This is a genomic window from Shewanella frigidimarina (assembly GCF_003797125.1).
Classification (GTDB): domain Bacteria; phylum Pseudomonadota; class Gammaproteobacteria; order Enterobacterales; family Shewanellaceae; genus Shewanella; species Shewanella frigidimarina.
On record NZ_RKKE01000001.1, the window covers coordinates 548,191 to 569,098 of the forward strand.

18 protein-coding genes are annotated in these 20,908 nt (G+C 42.9%); 4 read left to right on the top strand and 14 right to left on the bottom strand.

All coding sequences use genetic code 11. The features are described from left to right. Nucleotide 1: 1 nt before the first annotated feature. Complete coding sequence (gene hldE, locus EGC86_RS02405; RefSeq protein WP_011638639.1) at nt 2-1,432, bottom strand: bifunctional D-glycero-beta-D-manno-heptose-7-phosphate kinase/D-glycero-beta-D-manno-heptose 1-phosphate adenylyltransferase HldE; 1,431 nt, start codon at nt 1,430-1,432, stop codon at nt 2-4. Between the two features lie 105 nt (nt 1,433-1,537). Between hldE and EGC86_RS02410 the strand changes: the two genes are divergently transcribed. Continuing rightward, on the top strand, nt 1,538-2,464 hold the full coding sequence (locus EGC86_RS02410) for an LpxL/LpxP family Kdo(2)-lipid IV(A) lauroyl/palmitoleoyl acyltransferase (protein ID WP_123776518.1): 927 nt from the start codon (nt 1,538-1,540) through the stop codon (nt 2,462-2,464). Nucleotides 2,465-2,630: 166 nt separating this feature from the next. Here the strand turns inward: EGC86_RS02410 and EGC86_RS02415 are convergent, their stop codons facing one another. Beyond that, on the bottom strand, nt 2,631-3,011 hold the full coding sequence (locus EGC86_RS02415; protein ID WP_123776519.1) for a hypothetical protein: 381 nt from the start codon (nt 3,009-3,011) through the stop codon (nt 2,631-2,633). 116 nt (nt 3,012-3,127) lie between these two features. Continuing rightward, nucleotides 3,128-3,799 carry a nitroreductase family protein gene (locus tag EGC86_RS02420; protein WP_011638642.1) on the bottom strand — a complete coding sequence of 224 codons (672 nt, stop codon included), beginning with the start codon at nt 3,797-3,799 and terminating at the stop codon, nt 3,128-3,130. Between the two features lie 191 nt (nt 3,800-3,990). On the opposite strand from EGC86_RS02420, the gene EGC86_RS02425 reads away from it, so the two are divergent. Both EGC86_RS02425 and EGC86_RS02430 read left to right on the top strand, forming a co-directional pair. After that, nucleotides 3,991-4,671, top strand: coding sequence for a Rossmann-fold NAD(P)-binding domain-containing protein (locus tag EGC86_RS02425; RefSeq protein ID WP_011638643.1), 681 nt, complete (start codon nt 3,991-3,993; stop codon nt 4,669-4,671). Between the two features lie 111 nt (nt 4,672-4,782). Continuing rightward, nucleotides 4,783-4,956, top strand: a complete 174-nt coding sequence (locus tag EGC86_RS02430; RefSeq protein ID WP_011638644.1) for a helix-turn-helix domain-containing protein — start codon at nt 4,783-4,785, stop codon at nt 4,954-4,956. 176 nt (nt 4,957-5,132) lie between these two features. Here the strand turns inward: EGC86_RS02430 and nqrF are convergent, their stop codons facing one another. From nqrF to EGC86_RS02475, 9 genes are all read right to left on the bottom strand, one after another. Further along, a complete protein-coding gene (nqrF, locus tag EGC86_RS02435; RefSeq protein ID WP_011638645.1) occupies nt 5,133-6,350 on the bottom strand; it encodes an NADH:ubiquinone reductase (Na(+)-transporting) subunit F in 1,218 nt (405 codons plus the stop codon). A gap of 24 nt (nt 6,351-6,374) precedes the next feature. Then, nucleotides 6,375-6,983, bottom strand: coding sequence for an NADH:ubiquinone reductase (Na(+)-transporting) subunit E (gene nqrE / locus EGC86_RS02440; RefSeq protein ID WP_011638646.1), 609 nt, complete (start codon nt 6,981-6,983; stop codon nt 6,375-6,377). A 9-nt stretch (nt 6,984-6,992) separates the two neighbouring features. Continuing rightward, nucleotides 6,993-7,613, bottom strand: a complete 621-nt coding sequence (locus tag EGC86_RS02445; protein WP_011638647.1) for an NADH:ubiquinone reductase (Na(+)-transporting) subunit D — start codon at nt 7,611-7,613, stop codon at nt 6,993-6,995. Continuing rightward, a complete protein-coding gene (locus EGC86_RS02450; protein ID WP_011638648.1) occupies nt 7,614-8,381 on the bottom strand; it encodes a Na(+)-translocating NADH-quinone reductase subunit C in 768 nt (255 codons plus the stop codon). It abuts the gene before it with no gap. Beyond that, nucleotides 8,371-9,585 (bottom strand): NADH:ubiquinone reductase (Na(+)-transporting) subunit B, encoded by a 1,215-nt coding sequence (locus EGC86_RS02455; RefSeq protein ID WP_123776520.1) that lies wholly within the window; start codon nt 9,583-9,585, stop codon nt 8,371-8,373. The genes EGC86_RS02450 and EGC86_RS02455 overlap by 11 nt, the downstream gene beginning before the upstream one ends. Continuing rightward, a complete protein-coding gene (locus tag EGC86_RS02460; protein ID WP_123776521.1) occupies nt 9,585-10,964 on the bottom strand; it encodes a Na(+)-translocating NADH-quinone reductase subunit A in 1,380 nt (459 codons plus the stop codon). The genes EGC86_RS02455 and EGC86_RS02460 overlap by 1 nt, the downstream gene beginning before the upstream one ends. Nucleotides 10,965-11,322: 358 nt before the next feature. Then, nucleotides 11,323-13,020, bottom strand: a complete 1,698-nt coding sequence (cydC, locus tag EGC86_RS02465; protein WP_165872344.1) for a heme ABC transporter ATP-binding protein/permease CydC — start codon at nt 13,018-13,020, stop codon at nt 11,323-11,325. 35 nt (nt 13,021-13,055) lie between these two features. Beyond that, on the bottom strand, nt 13,056-14,846 hold the full coding sequence (cydD, locus tag EGC86_RS02470) for a heme ABC transporter permease/ATP-binding protein CydD (RefSeq protein WP_123776522.1): 1,791 nt from the start codon (nt 14,844-14,846) through the stop codon (nt 13,056-13,058). A gap of 321 nt (nt 14,847-15,167) precedes the next feature. Next, complete coding sequence (locus EGC86_RS02475; protein ID WP_123776523.1) at nt 15,168-16,226, bottom strand: DUF3626 domain-containing protein; 1,059 nt, start codon at nt 16,224-16,226, stop codon at nt 15,168-15,170. 336 nt (nt 16,227-16,562) lie between these two features. Between EGC86_RS02475 and EGC86_RS02480 the strand changes: the two genes are divergently transcribed. Next, the gene (locus EGC86_RS02480; protein WP_123776524.1) at nt 16,563-17,990 is read left to right on the top strand and encodes a DEAD/DEAH box helicase; all 1,428 of its coding nucleotides are present in this window, start codon (nt 16,563-16,565) and stop codon (nt 17,988-17,990) included. Nucleotides 17,991-18,104: 114 nt separating this feature from the next. On the opposite strand, the gene dbpA is transcribed toward EGC86_RS02480, so the two are convergent. Together dbpA and EGC86_RS02490 are read right to left on the bottom strand one after the other, a co-directional pair. Next, entirely contained in the window at nt 18,105-19,508 is a 1,404-nt protein-coding gene (gene dbpA, locus EGC86_RS02485) for an ATP-dependent RNA helicase DbpA (RefSeq protein ID WP_059745546.1), read from the bottom strand. Nucleotides 19,509-19,833: 325 nt separating this feature from the next. Beyond that, nucleotides 19,834-20,700, bottom strand: a complete 867-nt coding sequence (locus EGC86_RS02490) for a pirin family protein (protein WP_123776525.1) — start codon at nt 20,698-20,700, stop codon at nt 19,834-19,836. Between the last annotated feature and the right edge of the window lie 208 nt (nt 20,701-20,908).

The following is a 20,908-nucleotide window of genomic DNA, read 5'->3' on the forward strand; positions in this document are numbered from 1 at the left end:
ACTATTTTTGTGACATAATATTTTGAATAATCGCAGTAGTTGATACACCGTCCTCAAATCCGAGCACTTCAACCTTGCCACCTGCCGCTATCACTTCAGCACCACCAGCAATATCTTCCACTTTGTAATCGCCACCTTTAACTAAGGAGTCTGGCAATAATCGGGTAATAATACGTTGTGGTGTGTCTTCAGTGAAAGGCACCACCCAATCTACCGATGCTAAGCCCGCTAAAACAGCCATACGACGGTCGACAGGATTAACAGGACGTCCGGGACCTTTTAAGCGCGTCACCGAGCTGTCATCATTTACAGCAACAATAAGACGATCACCTAAGGCTTTGGCTTGTTGTAAATAGCTCACATGGCCAGCATGCAAAATATCAAAACAACCGTTAGTCATTACAATACGCTCACCGCGTAAACGAGCCTGATCCATCGCATAAGCTAATTGATCTTCTGTCATTACCCCAAAACCAGACTCGCCATGGTTAAGGGCTAACGCTTGGATAAGTTCAATGCGGCTAACCGTTGAAGTGCCTAGTTTACCCACAACCACACCCGCGGCAGTATTGGCTATCGCACAAGCTTGCGCTAACGAAGCACCCGCAGCAATTGAGGTCGCTAAAGCAGAAATCACCGTATCACCAGCTCCCGTAACATCATGAACTTCACGTGCAACGGTTGGAATATGCAATTCTGGTTGGTTTTGCGACACTAACGTCATGCCCTTTTCTGAGCGAGTCACTAAAATGGCTTCAAAGTCGTGCAACTTGATCAGTTTCTGGGCTTTTTCGATTAAATCATCTTCGCTGGTTACCGTACCGACAACCGCTTCAAATTCACTCATATTTGGGGTTATTAATGACGCGCCGTGATAACGAGCAAAATCATGCCCCTTTGGATCAACTAAAACCTTTACCCCTTTGGCTCGCGCTTTAGCAATAAAGTCCTTAGGTTCATCAATGGCGCCTTTGGCATAATCTGACAATACCAATACATCGACATTATCTAAAATGGCTTCGCTTTGCGCGAATAATGCTTGGCTAGTCGCTTTATCAAATTGCTCTTCAAAATCTAAGCGGATTAACTGTTGATTACGCGACAATACCCGTAATTTAGTAATTGTCGGCTTGTCTGCTACCGTTAACCATTGCGGTTCAACGCCAAACACTTTTACCCCTTGGGTTAATGCTTGTGCGGTTTCATCTTGGCCTACTATGCCCGCTAACTGGACATGTCCACCTAATGTCGCAATGTTTAATGCCACGTTGGCGGCGCCGCCGGGTCTGTCTTCAATTTGATTAATTTTAACAACAGGTACAGGGGCTTCGGGTGAAATGCGTCCCGTAGGGCCTACCCAATAGCGATCTAACATCACATCGCCAATCACTAAAACGCGCGCATTTTCAAAAGCTGGGAGAGAAACCTTCATAGTGTATTCGCTGTCTTGTAAAAATTTAACCGTGATTGTACCTAATTTTCATCTAAATATGAGTTAGAATAACAAATAATTTTTTGTGAACTAGACGAGTTGTCCGTGGTCGAGAAAGCCGAATTTTCTTCTGATTTATATCATCCTAAACATTGGCCTATGTGGTTTGGCGTCGGTTTAATGCGTTTAAGCTTGCTATTACCTCTGTCTTGGCAAATGAAAATTGGCCGTGGCATTGGTCGATTAGTCATGAAAGTTGCGGGCGGAAGAACCCACACCGCTAAGCGTAACATCGATTTATGCTTTCCTGATATGAGTCATGCAGACAAGCAACAACTGCTTGAGCGTACTTTTGAAGAAACCGGAAAAGCAGTATTTGACACCATTAACGCATGGTGGTGGTCAAACGAGCGCGTGCAACAGCACATGACCATTAAAGGCACTGAGCATGTTAGTCAGAGTTTAGACAATGGCAAAGGGGTGATTTTATTTGCGGTGCATTGCTTACCGCTTGAAATGGGCGCGCGTATATTTGGCCAGTTTGCTCCAGGAATTGGCGTGTATCGTCCCCATAACAATCCGGTGATGGAATATTTACAAGTTAAAGGTCGCTTGCGTTCAAACAAAGGCTTAGTGCCTAAGCGTGACGTGCGCCAAATGATCCGCAGTTTGCGCAGTCCTGACGTGATTTGGTATACCGCCGATCAAGACTTTGGTCGTTCGAGCGCGGTGTTTATTCCCTTTTTTGGCGTACCCGATGCTGCCACCATTACTGGCGCAACCTCATTGGCGAGGCTAGGTAAAGCCAATGTAGTGCCTTTTTTTGTTGAGCGTAATAGCGATGATAAAGGCTACACCCTTGAAATCATGCCGCCTTTAGATAATTTCCCCGGCGACAATGAAACTGATGATGCTATTCGTGGTAACCAGATTGTAGAGCAACTGATTAACCGCAACAAAGCTCAATACATGTGGCTTCATCGTCGTTTTAAAACACGTCCCACTGAAGACACACCATCGTTATATGACTAATTTTAGTTAATCGTTTAGGTTATATAAATGATGACAGTTGCTACCGATTAACTACCAATGACCAATACATAATTAACCCGCTATAGCGTTATTACAGCTATAGCGTTATTACAGCTATAGCGGGTTAATTATGTATTCAGCAAAATAGACACCTTGAAAGAGGCGGTTAGGTTTTCTTATGTGTAAACTCAAATTCTTGCGAAATATTGACCGCCTTAAATCCTGATGGATCCGTCATCAAGGTTTTCGCCATAAAATCGGCAGCCATACCAAAAGGCTTTTCATTCACTTGGCGATTAAACTCAATACCTTCGCCAGTTTTGCTGATTAAATATTGATAAGCCAAACGGTTACACTCAATCACCCAATCAGCTGTTTCGCCAGCGGCTTCAGTCCTCGGCAAGCAACTTAACCCAATAGAGTTATCATTGTGTGTTATCGATAATTCGACTAAGTGGCCTAAGGTTGATTGAACATCGTCAGCTTCTGCCAGCATGGAGACTATCCCGCCTAGAGTGCAAACCAACAACGAACTTAACAATTTCATATTAACTCCTTTTAATACGTTTCTAACGGCGATCATTCAGATCAACAATATTATTACCAACCATCATTTTATCAGTGGTCGTTTTATAAACGCACATAGACTAACAGTGAACACCATTAAATAAAATCACAAATCTCATTAAGGGATTTTTTATCAATAGCATGCTGTGGAATGGTCGCGTCATCGGCAGGATACCCAGCAATGATAAGCATATACGGACGTTCATTATCATTGTCGCGCCCGCACACTTTACTTAAAAAACTCATCGGTTTTGGCGTATGCGTTAATGTGCCGAGGCCTGCGTGATGTAATGCTTGAATTAAAAAGCCAGTCGCAATCCCCACTGACTCATGTACATAATAATTACTCTTCTGTTCACCAGACTCTTCAGTACGTTTTTTGCTGAACACCGCAATCAGCCAAGGCGCATGTTCTAAGTACGGTTTATCGGCATTGGTGCCTAACGGTTTCAATGCATCTAACCATTCTTCTCCAGCGCGACCTGCATAAAATGCTTGCTCTAATGCCTCAGCTTGTTGACGAATTTGCGCTTTTATCTGCGGACTATTAATCGCCACAAAATGCCACGGCTGATGGTTAGCACCATTGGGTGCTGTGCCCGCAGCTAATATACACTGTTCAATAATGGCTTGCGGTACAGCTCTATCAGAAAATGCCCGTATTGAATGTCGTCGTTTAACTTGCTGGTAATTATCTTGTGCCCGCTTGAGCATTTCATCTGGGGAATATTCAATAAAATCAGTTAACGGTAAATGCGCTTGGGTCATAATCCATCCTAATTATTGGTATTGGCTATGTTGTAGTGATAATTGAAAACTCATTTTTCAATTATCACTATTTTTTGTAATAACTCTAAGCTAACAAACAGGATAATAATTGCTATTAAAATATTCTTATTGAAACCGTTCGAGCGACAGATTAGAGTCTAGCGAGTCGGTTTAGCTTTCTAAAGGATTATATGATTGCAGCAATAATAGGTGCGACGGGTTTAGTGGGGAATACCTTACTTACTCGCATCATTGAAAGTGAACATTATAGTAAAGTATTGGTTATTGGCCGTTCAGCACCTAATTTGGTCGAACATCAATTTGGTGCTGAAAAAGTGCAGTTCATTTGCTGTCAACTTGACGAAATACATGAGCTGACATTAGCAGAAAAAGTGGATCATGCGTTTTGCTGTTTAGGCACCACAATCAAACAGGCGGGCAGTGAAGAAGCTTTTATTCAAGTCGATAAATTAGCCGTATTGGCTTTTGCTAAACTGATCCAAGCTCAAGCAAATCCTTCTCTTAAATTTATGGTGGTGACTGCATTAGGTGCGGATGCTAAATCAACGGTGTTTTATAACCGGATCAAAGGCGAAGTAGAGCTATCACTTAAGGCGCTATCGTTACCGGTACTTAATATTTTTCAACCGAGTTTATTATTAGGACCACGAGATAATGGCCGTTTTATGGAAGATATTGGTCAAACCCTTTTTGGTGGTTTATCGTTTCTATTTATCGGTCCGCTACGAAAATATCAGCCCATTAACGCACAAACGGTAGCTGAGTCGATGTACCAAGTGGCTTTGAAGCCTCAGGTTGCTCCCACGCATCAAATTATCACTAATGCCATGATGCATCGCTGTCATTATTAATAATACTACTCTCGACAACTATGCTGCTTTATGACAAGTTAATACACCTCTAATGTTCAATGCTAACGACATAAGACGAGTCAAAGTAACCATAACGTAAGGAGAATAGGAATGAGTGATGATAATGATTTAACTTTAAATGAAGTCTGTGAAATACTCGACAAAAGCCCTACTACGATTAAGCGTTATGCTCGCGAAAACTTACTGTTTACTGAACAAAACGGTAATGTGCTTAGTTTTAACAAAGCTGAAGTAATGCGTTATCGAGCGTGTTCTGAACATTAATATAGACTTAGGCTTATTTGCTAAAAAATCCCCAACCGTCAATGACAGTATGGGGATTTTTTATTGATACGCTCAGTTCATATTCTTATTTACAGGTGCTAAGCAGCACTTTGATGAGTAAATATGAATGACCAAACATGGGCTAGCAAACCTAAATTAGCCAATGATCAGCAGCTTTAGTCACCAAAATCATCTAGCAAGATGTTTTCAGACTCGACACCCAAACTTTCTAGCATGGCTATCACTGACGCATTCATGATCGGAGGACCACACATATAAAACTCACAGTCTTCCGGCGCTTTATGTTGTTTCAAGTAATTCTCATACAGCACGGTATGAATAAAGCCGGTATAACCCGTCCAATTATCTTCAGGTAGTGGATCAGACAAAGCAACATGCCAAACAAAGTTGTCGTTTTCAGCGGCTAGTTGATCAAAATCTTGTTGATAGAACACTTCACGAGTTGAGCGAGCACCATACCAAAAACTCATTTTACGTTTGGTTTTAACACTTTTTAATTGGTTAAATATGTGCGATCGCATCGGTGCCATACCCGCACCACCACCAACAAACACCATTTCAGCATCGGTTTCTTTGACAAAAAACTCACCAAATGGTCCTGAAATCGTTACCTTATCACCGGCTTTTAAATTAAAAATATACGACGACATTTTTCCTGGTGGTAAACCAGCTTTAGGCGGCGTTGCAATACGCACGTTTAGCATAATAGTCCCCTTTTCATCAGGGTAGTTTGCCATTGAATAAGCTCGTAATACGTCTTCATCAACGGTAGACACTAAATCGAATAAACCGTATTTAACCCAATCGCCACGATACTCTTCAGGAATATCAAAATCGGCATAACGAACTTTATGCGCAGGCGCTTCAATTTGAATGTAACCACCGGCTTTAAACAACACATCTTCACCGTCGGGAATTTTTAATAACAGCTCTTTAATAAACGTCGCTTGGTTATTATTTGAAATAACCTCACATTGCCATTTTTTAACCCCAAAAATTTCTTCATCAATCTCAAGTTCCATGTCGGTTCGCACGGTAACTTGGCATGCCAAACGGCAACCTTCTTTGGCTTCTTTTTTTGAAATATGATCAAGTTCGGTCGCTAAAATATCACCGCCACCGGCTTTCACTTTTACGCGACATTGGCCACATGTACCACCACCGCCACACGCCGATGGTATAAAAATATGTTGCCCAGACAAGGCGCCCAATAACTTATCACCAGCAGGAGTTTGCACGCTTTTACTAGCGTCATCATTAATGCTAATAGTGACATCATTGGTGTTCACTAACTTACGTTTGGCAGCTAAAATCACCACCACTAGCAAACTTACCACTATGGTAAACATGCCAATACCTATTGCCATTTCCATTAAATAACCCTTCTCTTCAATGCGTTATAACGTAATGCCCGCAAATGACATAAAGCCCAGAGCCATTAAGCCGGTGGTGATAAAGGTAATCCCAATGCCTTGCAACCCATCAGGAATAGCATGAAACTTCATTCGTTCACGAAGTCCCGCTAATAACACAATAGCCATCGCCCAACCAACGGCAGAACCTGACGCAAACACCACAGACTCAGTAAAGTTATAGTCACGGTTGGCCATAAAAATGACCCCAGCAAAAATGGCACAGTTCACCGTTAATAACGGTAAAAAGATCCCTAATGACTGATATAAAGTTGGAATATAACGGTCTAAAAACATTTCTAAGATTTGCACCAACGCAGCAATGACCCCAATAAAGGTAATCAACTGTAAATAGCTTAAATTCAGCTCAGGAAACCCAGCCCAAGCTAATGCGCCTGGCGCTAAGATATTGACGTAGATAATTTGGTTTAATGGCACAGCCAGCACCATGACCACAATCACCGCAATGCCTAAGCCAAATGCAGTAGAGACCTTTTTCGACACAGCTAAAAAGGTGCACATACCCAAGAAAAATGACAGCGCCATGTTGTCGATAAACGCCGCTTGGATAAATAAATTAATATAGTGTTCCATGCTGTTTCCTTATCCGCGCTTACGCTGAATGATTTTAATGACCCAAATCATCACGCCAATTAAAAAGAACGCGCTGGGTGGTAAAGTGAACATTTCATTAGCAAGATACCAACCGCCATTTTCAATAGTGGTAAATATGTTGTGACCAAACAAAGTACCACGCCCCAGTAGCTCACGAATAAACGCCACGCCCATTAAAATTAAGCCATAACCTAAAGCATTGCCCAAGGCATCAAATACGGCTAAATGAGGCGGATGTTTCATCGCAAAGGCTTCAGCTCGGCCCATAATGATACAGTTAGTGATGATCAAACTGACAAACACAGATAACTGTTTTGACAATTCATACGCCACGTCTTGTAACACCATGTCGACAATAATCACCAACGAGGCAATCACCGTCATTTGCGCAATAATCCGCACACTATTAGGAATAAAATTGCGGATACTTGAAATAATCAAGTTAGAAAAGACCAACACAAAGGTCACAGCAAGTGTCATGACGAATGCAGTTTGCATCGAATTACTGACCGCTAATGCCGAACACACACCTAATACCTGTATTGCCACAGGGTTATTAGCCATAATTGGCGATGTTAGGATCTCACGAGTTGAAATAGCACGACTCATTTACTTACCCTCCGCAGCTAACGTGTGTAGATAGGTTTGATACCCTTCAACGCCAAACCAAAACTCGACTAAGCGTTGAATACCTACGCCCGTGCGCGTCGCACCACTAACACCATCGATGCCGTGAATGTCGCCGTCTTTAGCGCCGCCTTTAATAACCTTAATGGCAATTTTGCCTTTTTCATTAAACAGCTTTTTGCCTTTCCATAGTGCTAACCATTGTGGGTCGGTAACAAAGTCAGCAATACCAGGGGTTTCGCCATGCTCATAAAACACGATGTTTTCAATAGTGTTTAAGTCTGGTTTTATCGCCATGTAACCGTAAATAATCGACCACAAACCTTTGCCATAAATCGGCATCACAATGCTGGCAAGTTGGCCATTGGTGTCATACACCTCAAAAATACGAATGTCGTTCGCCATGGTTTTAATTTTGGCAGTGTCTTTTTTCGGTTTAGAAGATGTTTCTGGGTTAATCGATGCCATGCGCTCATCAAAATCAAGTAAATTGGCTTTTTCAGTTACCTTACCTGTCGCTAAGTTAACCATCTTAGGTTTCACTCGTTGGGCAAATAACTCGCTAAAGTCACCTTGACTGATGTCGATGTCAGCAGCCTTTAACACAAACTGCTGCACTTCTTCGCGCTTTTTAGCCAGCTTACGTTCTTTTAAAATCTCCACGGTACCGGTGATCATAAATGAGCAAACTAGACTTAAAATGATGATAAAAACCATTGTTCCAGCGACTGAATCTTTCTTAAAGGCCATGACGTTTTAGTCTCCGTTTGATATTAGCTTGAGCGACTAGGTAGTCGAACAACGGTGCCCATAAATTAGTAAACAAAATGGCTAGCATAATGCCCTCTGGCATTTTGGCATTCAGTAAACGAATAATAATGGTCATAAAACCAATCGTAAAACCGAACGCAAATTTAGCCTTGCGGGTATATGACGCCGTTACCGGATCGGTGGCCATAAACATCATCCCCAGTGCAAAACCACCAGTGACCAAATGCCATGTCCACGGCATTGCCGACATAGGATTTCTGCTAGAACCGAAATAGTTAAACAACAAAACGGTAATGATCATACCTAGCATCACACCAGCTACCACACGCCAATCAGCTACGCGGGTAAGCAGTAAAATACCACCACCAATAAGAATGGCTAAGGTACTGGTTTCACCAACGGCACCAGGGGTAAAGCCTAAAAAGGCATCCCACCAAGTACTGTCGCTTAATACGCTAAACCAGCTCACATCGATAAAGCTTAATTTTTTAGCCACGGTAAGGGTTAGCGTCGTTGCACCAGAAAAGCCATCAACCGCTACAAACTGGCTTAATGACACCACCTCTGTTGGGTATGCAAAATAAATAAATGCATATCCCGCCAGTGCAGGGTTTAAAAAGTTGTAACCCATACCACCAAACATCTCTTTTGCCACGACCACACCAAAACTAAGGCCCAAGGCCACAATCCATAACGGCGTAGAGATAGGTAAAATAAGTGAGAACAATAACGCGGTGATAAAGAAGCCTTCGTGCAGTTCTTGGCGGCGCACTTTGGCAAATACCACTTCCCACACCAAACTGACCACCAACGCAGTTAAGTAAAATGGCACATAAAAACTGGCACCATAGGCAAACAAACTGATTAAACCAGCGCTTTGCGTAAGTGGGCCAAACAGTAAGCTATAAAAGGCAAGTTGCCATACATCCGGCTGTGTTGCCCCGGCAATAATGGCTATTTGAGCCTGCAGGCCAATGTTGTACATGCCCAATAACATTGCAGGAAATAAGCACATGCCCACAATGTGCATGGTGCGCTTAACATCAATCGCATCACGAATATGCACATCACCTTTGGTGCTACGACCATTGGCTATCCACAACGAACGTAAATAGCTGCGCATCGAGTCGCCATGAGCGTAATAGCTGTCTTGTTTGCTGGGCTTTTTCTGTTGCTGACTCATTAACCTTCCCTCTCGATAATATCTAGGCAAGCACGAAGTTCTTTACCAAAGTCATACTTTCCTGGGCACACAAAAGTGCACAACGCTAAATCTTCTTCATCTAGCTCTAATGCACCAAGTAGTTGTGCCTCATCGGTATCACGCACCACTAAATCACGTACTAACAAGATGGGTAAAATATCAAGCGGCATAACGCGGGCCAGTTGACCAAATGCCATCATGGCGCGCGGAGACCCACCAGCATTAGTGGTGAAATCAAACAGTTTTTTGGTGCGACTAAAACCTGACATCATGATGCCGGTAAGTGAGAATTTGCTGCTGTCATGACGCACCCAAGGCAACAACTCTTGACGTTCATTTTCAGTCAATACACTTATTTGATTATGGAATCGACCTAGGAAGTCGTACACATCTGCAGCGGTATGGCCTGACAATAATGACCCAGACACAATGCGCGACTGTCGCTGGTCAATTTCACCATTTACCCATTCGCTTAACTTTGCGCCTAACTGGGTACGCACTAAACGAGGCTTTAATACATTAGGCCCGCCTAGCGCGACGATACGGTCGGTATACAATTCACCGGTTAAAAACAGTTTGCCGAAGGCAATCACGTCTTGATAACCCACATGCCACACCTGGCGTTCAATACTGGCTGGTAATAGGAAATGAATGTGAGTACCGACTAATCCAGCTGGGTGCACGCCGTTAAAGCGCTGCACACTGACTTTCGATAAGTCGTATTCACTGCTAGCATCTGCCAATAACGAAGCGCCATCATCTTGGCATAAATACACTTTTTCGGTGGTCAAAAACGTTAGGGCAAATAATCCGGCTTGGAAAGCCTGTGGTTGAGTGGCAATAATGACACGCGGATCGGGCGCAAGAGGATTAGTATCAATAGCAGTAACAAATATCCCTGCAGGCGCTACATCTAATTGGGGTACGCGAGAAAAAGGACGCGTACGCAGCGCAGTCCATAAGCCACTGCGGACTAAACCATCTTTAACTGCTTGATGTGATAGCGCATGAATATCCACTGATTTGAGAATAATGGCAGGTTCTTGCGTGGCATCACAATCAATCACTACCGACTGCAGTACACGACGCTCTCCGCGATTAATCGCGCAAACAACTCCGCTTGCTGGCGCAGTAAACAACACGCCAGGGGTTTTCTTGTCTTCAAACAGCACTTGGCCTTTGACGACATGATCACCTACTTCAACCGACATTGTTGGCTTTAAGCCGACATATTCTTCACCAATTAACGCCACTTGGGTCGTTTTAGGTGCGTCATCTATTTGCTGCAGTGGTTCTCCAGCAATCGGGATATCAAGTCCGCGCTTAATAGTTATTACTGGATTGTTAGCACCAGCCATCACATTCACCATCTAAAAAAATTCGATAGCTCATGTTATATGTTTGCAACTACTAATATAGTAACTAAGATCACACTCCGAGTGAGGACTGTAATTTTGGAACACAACCGAATGCCAGATTTGTGAAGCAGGTCAATATATTGTCTCGAGATAAAACTATTTATGTAATTTACGTGTCAAAAGGGTTGTTACATTCCGGCAGTATTAGCGGTACATGTTATAACCAATAATCGATAAAAAAAGCCGCGACTAGGTTGATTAGCACCTACCGATTAAGCTTGATTACACCGCACCCAAAACAGCCATAACTTATGTTCTATCGCGCTAGGCTAAGAGTTTACTCTGTTGATTGTTTAATTTAATCCGCTAACTGTTGAATTAGTCGACCTTGCTGAAAAAGGTACACGCAATCCATTTGCTCTAACGCGGTCAAACGATGACTTATCATTAACAGGGTTTTATACTCAGCAAAATCGAGCAACACGTTAAGGATTTCACGCTCGGTACGTTTATCTAATCCTTCAGTCGGTTCATCGAGCAATAACAAAGGAGCGTCACGCAATAATGCCCTTGCGACCCCAATTCTGCGCTGCTCACCACCCGATAATTGTCGGCCGCCCTCACCTATCCAGCAATCTAATGGTTTATCGCCCTGCAACAAGGTTTGTAAGCCAACACGCTGTAATACTTCTATTAAACGGTGATCATGAGCTTTTTTGGCTTCATCTGGCAAATAGGCCAACGCCAAGGCTAAATTGTCACGTAAGGTGCCAGAAAACAGATAAACTCGCTGGCTCACCACTGTCATCGCCGCACGAAGATTGGCATCGCTGTAGGCATTTATTGGTTCGCCATCAAGCGTAATAGACCCTTGTTGCGGCGCCCAATCACGAGTAATGAGCCCCAACAAGCTGGATTTCCCACAACCTGTGGGGCCTAAAATAGCCACTTTGTCACCGGCTGTAATAGTCAAATCTACACCTTGTAACACTGGTGAATGGCTATGATAACCAAAGTGAACACCACTGAGCTGCAAGGCGCCTTGGTTTGCTTGCAAGTGACTGTTAGCATTAAATTTAACACTCGGTGTTTGTTCAGTTATTTCAGTCACCCTTCGGGCGGCAAGTACAGTGCTAGACAAATGTTGAAATGCACCCGCTATTGGCATCATCATTTCAAGACTAGCCATAGTGGCAAACACCATTAAGGCCATTAGCGGCCCCGGAGGCGAGGCATCTCCAACGCTTTGACCTGCTAAATACAACATAAACACCACCGCACAGCCATTGATTAGTATCAATAAGGCTTGGCTCAGCCCAGTAATATTAGCCATGGTGGTTTGCTGACTAAATAAAGCCCGCTGTGCTTGTTCCAGTTGCGCTAAATAACGTTTATTAGCACCAAATAAACTTAATTCGGCTTGCCCCTGAATAACATCAAACAACTCAACTCGATATTGCCTTTGCGCTTGCATCAATGCTTGCCCAGGAGACTTACCTAAGTAATAAAATACTAACGGTAAAATAAACCAAGCTGCTAATAATAATGCACATAAACTCAAGGCTAAATGGTTATCAAACCACCCGAGAAACACCAACAATACCCCAATCATCATCAAAGATGCGGCCATTGGCGTGAGTAAGCGTAAGTAGAGATGATCTAACGTATCAATGTCGGCAACTAAACGATTGAGTAAGTCGCCTCTGCGCAGACCTTGTAAGTTAGCTGCACTCAACGGCAGCAACTTATTCCATGCCCAAATACGCAGTTGAGTCAGCAATTTAAAGGTCGCTTCATGAGTTGCTAAACGCTCGCCGTAACGACTTGCTGTTCTGGCGATGGAGAAAAATCGAACGCCTCCTGCCGGGGTAAAAAAGTTGAACGTTTGGGCCGTCACCACGGCTAAGCCTGCTACCGCACTGGCTGATAAGAACCAACCAGATAAAGACAACAGACCAATACCGGTGAGTAACGTGGTAAACGTAAGCAATAAGCCGACTAACATCATCAGCCACTGGCGGCGGAACAAAGCAATAAACGGCCGTAACACCTGAATAATGTTACGCGGCGCGGCATCAACGGGTTGCGACATCAGCACACCTCCGGTTGTTGATTCTGTTGCTGATTGAGCATTTGTGCTAATAATCCATCAGCCTGCTGTAAATCATTTACATGGCCTTGCTGCACTACCATTCCGTTATCCATCACCAATACGTAATTCATGTTGTGTAGATCATCTAATTTATGGGTAACAGTTAATGCTGTTGTCGACTGCATCGCACGGTACAACGAGGTCAGCACTGATTGCTCGCTTTGGGCATCTAAGCTAGCAGTAGGTTCATCTAATAAAAACAATTTTGCGGGTTGAGCCAATGCACGTGCTAAAGCAAAACGTTGTGCCTGGCCCACTGACACACCTGCACTTTGGTCGCTTATCACTAAATCGAGGCCTAATGGTTGTTGCTTTACAAATTCACTGATATCAGCTTGTTCTAGCAACGTCATAATCTGCGCATCGTTTAATTGCGGATTGGCCAACGCAACATTTTCTCGCACCGTGCCATGAAACAATTGCGGATCTTGTCCTAACCAAGCCAAATGTTGACGCCACTGGGCCACATTAAGTTGTGACAATTCCTGACCATTAATGAGCAACGATCCCTGATAAGGTAAAAAACCTAGCAACGCATTCAGTAAACTGGTTTTACCCGCGCCACTCGGGCCCACAATAGCCCAATGCTCACCTGCGGGTAATGTAAATGAAATAGGCCCAGCTAAACGCTGTCCATCTAAGCTAAACACTTCAACCCCAATCGCTTGAATGTTTATACTTTCGGCTGCGAACGCCATATTTAGTGATGTTGAATGGATTTTAGCGGGTGTATTAACTTGATAATCAAGCAGCTCAACCAGCGCTTCTGCTGCACCAATTGCTTGAGCTTTGGCGTGGTAATGAGTGCCTAAGTCTCGCAGGGGTTGGTAAAATTCTGGCGCTAAAATCAACACAAACATGCCGGTAAACAAACTTACCTGTACGCCATAGTGACCAAAATCTAAATGACCTAAGTAACTAAAGCCAAAGTACACCGCCAATACGGCAATCGACACCGCGGCAAAAAACTCTAATACCGCGGAGCTAAGAAAGGCTAAGCGTAATACCGACATCGTCCGGGCACGAAAATCTTCTGAAGCATATTCAATATTCACTAACTCTGCTTCGCCGCGATTAAACAACTTTAACGTTTGCAGGCCTTTTAGGCGATCCATAAAGTGGCCGCTTAAACGCGACAACGCCTGCATATTTTTACGATTAGCATCTGCGGCGCCCATACCCACTAAAATCATAAATAACGGAATCAATGGTGCCGTTGTCATTAAAATGATCCCAGCGGCCCAATTAAGCGGAAACACACAGGCTAATATCAGTAAAGGAATAAACCCCGCCAACATCATCTGCGGTAGGTATTTAGCATAAAAGTCATGCAAATCTTCAACTTGCTCAAATACTAAGGTTGCCCATGCCCCTGCAGGTTTGCCTTTAATAAACACCGGCCCTAATGCGACTAATTTATTGAGTACCGCTTGGCGTATATCGGTGCGTAAACGTTTGCCCGCCTCAAAGCTTATCCGTTCACGTACTTGCGCCAATAAGGCTCGGACAAATAACAAACCAATAAGGGCAAAAAATTGAAGGCTTAATGCTGCGGGAACAAGGTTATCAATAATGACACCCTGTAAAATCTGGGCAATAAAATAGGCCTGCGCCACCATGGCGATGCCATTGAGCACACCACATAACACCGATAGTTTGAGAAAAATACCACAAGAAGATTGTTGGCTTTTAAGCCATTTGGCTAATGACTTTTCTAACGACTTGTCCATGAAGCTCCGGCAGAGTTATCGATGACCACTTTAATCACGCAGTATCGCAGTACTGGCATCGAGTTAACACCTAAAACAGTGTAAATGTTATCTGATTCACATTTTGCTAATAAAGCCTTATTTAAAGATTAAATTTAGCCACTATCAGCTTGAAACTTATCAGATTCAATAAAGTGCATCTTTTACAAATAACATTGTTAATTGCGACACAATATTACAGTGTTCAGCGCAAACATGTTGAGCGACTAAACCAAACTAATGTGTGAAAAGAACCAAAAGGAGGCAATACGAGTGAAGGTAATTTACTGCGGGTAATAACATTTATTGACCAGTACTCTCCCCGTATTTTACCAATACGTGCCAGAGTAGCTTTAAGTCTTGTCGTTTTTTAGAATGTGCGCCACGCTCACTCCATGAAGCGGGTTGTTTTTGCAATTGATAGGCCGCTCGGCCAATAATCTCTGCATTAATCAACTCATTTTCGGCAAGGCTTTGCGCCAAAATAGGCATCGCTGCACCACGAAAATCATCTGGTATTTGTGCCACATTAATCTGACGTCCTTGATGCCAATGCAACTCAATTCCGTACTCGTGACACAAGGCGATTAATGAATCGCCAATAGCTGTGCCCATATAAGATGGATCTGCCACTAATATAGCAATATCTTGGTCCAGCGACACATCACCATGAATTTGAGCTTCAATATAATGATCTAAATTACCGCTAGGGGCCAGATCAAAACGGCGACTAATATCATCGGTTAAATGCTGACTAAAATGTTCAATCAACTTACTCGGTTTAAGCCCAGAAACCCCCAAGGCATATTGACGCTCAAAACTTTCACTGAGTAATGCCGCTAAAATCGCATCAAAACACTTTATGGTACCCTTTTCTTTGGGCAACCGATGTGAGTCCATGTAACTAAAAGTACATCGAGACAATATTTGAGGGTGTGTGATTAAATAACAACTGCCAAAACGAGGTGCGGGGCCTAAGGGGCACAAACCAAAATCTAACGCACCGTATTTAGGCCGATGTTTAATCCCAGAATAGCTGTGACCAAATAATTGGTTTTCCCAATGGTCTCGTGAACCGCCTAGCTCGGGTGATAAATGACCATTAGAAACATGGGTTTCAAACTGGCTTTTATACACCCCATCACGCAATAAACCATCAATGACGGTGAGGCCTCGGTTATCAATTTGATCGGGATGAAAATGTAACGCCACTCGGCTATGTTGGGCTAACTCACGCATAGCGAGTTGAAGAGATAAGGTTGAAATATTAGACATTAACAGCACATTTTTGATCACGGCATGAGCATGATCACGCAGCTCATACGCCATTTTCTCAATATGTATTTGTGCCGTTAATTTCATCAGTAAGAGACACCTTAAGTTAAGTAACCTCAGCTAAGTCGCTGAATATTTAGATAGAAAACGAGTTACCATTTTATTGTATGTAATAAGTCGACTTTTAGCACTGATTCTGGTCTTTAGATTAACACGATTTCATTAAATCACTGTATTTGGCGATCATAAGCGATACATTTCCACCATTAAATAGCCGATTATTAATAACAATCAAAGAGTATATATCGTTGCCCACACAGGGATTTGATAGCACTCAAAGAGGTTTTCAGGTAAGCTTCACGGCCGCCGTTACTGGCTACCTTTTATTCAAAGCAACAATGCGTTGCCCAAAGAGATTTTTCTATGAGTTTTTCCTCACTTGGTCTGAATGCTGCTATTTTAAAAGCGGTTGAAAAACAAGGTTATGACACCCCATCTCCAATTCAAGCACAAGCAATTCCAGCTGTTTTAGCCGGTCAAGATGTAATGGCAGCAGCACAAACTGGGACAGGAAAAACAGCTGGTTTTACCCTGCCAATTTTAGAATTATTATCTAAAGGTGAACGAGCGCAACGTGGTCAAGTCCGTGCGCTAGTATTAACACCAACACGCGAGCTTGCCGCGCAAGTACAAGAAAGCGTCGCAACTTACGGTGTAAACTTACCGTTAAAATCAGCTGTAGTATTTGGTGGTGTGTCCATCGTGCCACAACTAGCTGCACTCAGAAATGGTGTCGACATTTTAGTCGCAACACCAGGCCGTTTACTCGACTTATGCCAGCAAAAAGCCATTAGCTTTAGCAAATTAGAAATTCTAGTGTTAGACGAAGCAGACCGCATGCTAGACATGGGCTTTATTCGCGACATTAAAAAAGTATTAGCATTATTACCCGCTAAGCGTCAAAACTTAATGTTTTCAGCAACATTCTCGAATGAAATTCGTGAACTTGCGAAAGGATTGGTTAACAATCCGGTAGAAATTTCAGTTACACCGCGTAACGCAACAGCAAACACTGTGACCCAGTGTGTGTATCCAGTAGATAAAACCCGCAAGTCAATGGCGCTAATCGAACTGATTAAAACCAATGATTGGAAACAGGTGTTAGTGTTTTCTCGTACCAAACATGGTGCCAACCGTTTAGCGAAAAGCCTTGAAGCTGCTGGCATCAAAGCCGCTGCCATTCATGGTAATAAAAGCCAAACAGCACGTACTAAAGCATTGGCAGATTTTAAAGCCGGTGCAGTACAAGTCATGGTTGCAACAGATATTGCCGCACGTGGTATCGACATCGATCAACTGCCATTTGTGGTTAACTTTGACTTACCTAACGTACCTGAAGATTACGTGCATCGTATTGGCCGTACCGGCCGTGCTGGTTCAACAGGTCAAGCAGTATCATTAGTGGGTCTTGAAGAAGTTAAATTACTGCATGATATCGAGCGTTTAATCAATCGCGTTATTGAACGTAAGCAACTTGCTGGTTTTGAAGCACCATTCACTATCCCTGAAGCGAGTAGCAGATCTGGCGGTAATAGCGCTAAAAAGCCAAACCCGAATCGCAGTAAACATGCTCAACAGCATGCAAATGATGGCGCTCATGGTGATAAACCAGCGCGTAAACCTGACTCTCGCCAACCATCACGCAGTCACGATAAGCCTGTAGATCCTAAAGCAGAAGCTAGAGCGAATGGTAATAAACCACCACAGCGTAATCGTCCACCACGTCGCAGTGGCACTGCACCAGTAGTTTCAAGCAGTAATCCTTATGCCAACGCTAAAGTTAAAAGCTAACTAGCGATAGGGCATAAAAAAGCCGGTGAACATTGTTCAGCGGCTTTTTTATTATTCAGGCATAACCAATCGATTATCAATCGATGGCTACCCTGCAGATAGCAAAAGATTCAGTTACATGAACCAAGCACGATAGCTACGGCCTTTCAACTTACCTTTACTGATGATATTCATCGCTTGTTTCGACACATTGCTTTTTACGGCAAAGTAAGCGCGAAAATCAGTCACTTTAATTTTACCAATATCGTTAAAATCTAAACCATTACCACCCGTTAATGCCCCAACAATGTCACCTGGACGGATTTTTTGCTTTTTACCAGCTTCAATCTGAATGGTGATCATTTCAGCAGCAAGCGGTTGTTTGTTTAGCGCACTCATTGGCGGTAAAGGCTCACTGACGACATCTTTGTTCATGGCTTCTTCAATCATCGCCATTTTGTAACCGTCTTCTTCACCAAAGAAAGTATATGCGGCTCCAGAACTGCCAGCACGGCCAGTACGGCCGATACGGTGAATATGCACTTCAGTATCGTAAGCAATATGATAGTTAAATACTGCGTCTAACTCATCAATATCCAAACCACGTGCTGCTACGTCGGTAGCAACTAAAATACGCGCACTACGGTTAGCAAACTGCAATAACATTTGATCGCGATCGCGCTGCTCTAAATCACCATGTAACGCTAGTACGCTAAAGCCAAACTCATGTAATGAGTCTGCCACTTGTTGGGTTTCACGCTTGGTATTACAAAACACGACTGCGCTTCCAGGCTGCTTATCTAATAACAATAAACGCAATGCCTCAAGACGGCCTTGGTTATCTTCAATACGATAAAAATGCTGATCGATAGTGAGGTTATCGTGCTTAGCTTCAACTTTAACCATTACCGGTTTATACAGAATTTGATCGGCAATCGCTTGGATTTGATCTGGGAAAGTGGCACTAAACAACAATGTTTGGCGCTCACGAGGTGCCGCGGCAATGATTTGATCAATATGCTGTTGGAAGCCCATTTCTAACATGCGGTCGGCTTCATCTAAAATCAGCATGTTCATGTTACTTAAATCTAAACGGTTGCGATCTAAATGATCAACAATACGACCAGGGGTACCGACAATGATGTGTGCACCGTGCTCTAATGAACCAACTTGCGGTCCCATTGGTACGCCACCACACAGTGTCAGCACTTTAACGTTATGAATACCACGGGCCAAGGTACGAATGTCTTTCGCTACCTGGTCGGCTAGCTCACGCGTTGGACATAGCACCATGGTTTGGATGCGAAAACGTTTTACATCAAGTTTATTGAGCAGTCCTAAACCAAAGGCAGCTGTTTTACCTGAACCCGTCATCGCTTGGCCGATAACATCTTCACCGGCCAAAATAGGCGGTAAGCTCTCAGCTTGGATCTGAGTCATCGATTCAAAACCCATAGTTTGGAGGTTTTCAAGCAATTCAGGTTTTAATTTAAGTGATGTAAAAGCCGTGTTAACGACCGGTTCTGTAGACTGACTCAAGGCAAATATCCTCTGATATCGAAAGGTAAAAAGCAGGTAAAAGCTGCAAAAATATATACCAATGCCATTACATAAATGAGCCAATAACGTGCAAAATTATCATTAAATAGCGGAACAAAATTAGCATATACAATGATGTTATATGAAAAATGCTTACCGCTATTTGCGAACGATTTATCTTGCCTGAAGGAACAGATAATAAATAAGATTGGTGTGAGCAAAGGCCTTAAAACAAACCTAAGCCAGATGTCAGCTATTGTAGCAATTTTATTCCTAGTTCGCTGACAAATATTTATCGATAATTCAGCTTATTTTGAGGTTAACGTTAGGCAATTTGGCCAAAGTGACCTTGTTGATAATCGCGTACAGCTTGTTCGATCTCTGCCTGGGTATTCATAACAAACGGCCCCATGTGAACAATTTTTTCGTTAATCGGCTTGCCTGCTAATATTAACAATCCAGTTCCAGTGGCCTCGGTTTGAAAATGACAGACTTCAAGTGCATCTAAAGCTAAAAACTGCCCTGCTCTTGCGGTTTCTCGCAAACCTTGTGCATCAATATAGTTAAGCTCACCTTGATACACATAAACGCAAACGGTTTGATGTTCGGCAAGATTCAGCGTGCCATGACCATATTCAGTTAACGTTAAATCCGCAATAGCACCATGGCCAGCTAAACCTTGAATCGTTGAGGTAATCTTATGTGGCTCATGATTAAAACCCCAACTCCCCGCCAAGGCAATAAGTGTTGCGCCGTGTTCGTTTTCTACACGTGGGTTAGCCTGTTTGCTGGTGTCTTGATAAATAGGTGGACGCATTTTGTGTTTTGCAGGCATATTGATCCAAATTTGAAACCCATGCAGCCCTTCTTTGGCATCTGTTAATGGCATTTCAGAATGCACCACGCCACTGCCAGTACTCATCCACTGCACGTCACCCGCACGAATAGGTTTAACATTGCCCATTTGATCGCGATGTTCAAATCCGCCTTTACGAATATAAGTAAAAGTCTCTACACCTCTATGTGGGTGCGGCGGAAAACCACCAATAAAATCTTGTTCATCATCAGACTTAATCTCATCGATCATTAAATATGGATCAAAACGAAGCTTATCAAAGTCGGCAACACGATTGATGTTCACGCCATCACCGTCCATTGCGGGTAAGGCGCTAAAACGCTGTAATACTTTCATAAAAACCTCGGCGATAAAAATAATGATGTAATCATAGCAGTCAGTTAACTGAATAAATATTGCATAATAGTGTGATTTTCTTTCGATAAAATCGACCAATTAACAGAGTTTTTGCCTTTTTCTCAAGCAAGATACATTTATCCACATCAATTTATGAACTTTACGTTCTGTTAACAATCAAAAAAAGGACTGATAATACTGCGATAAA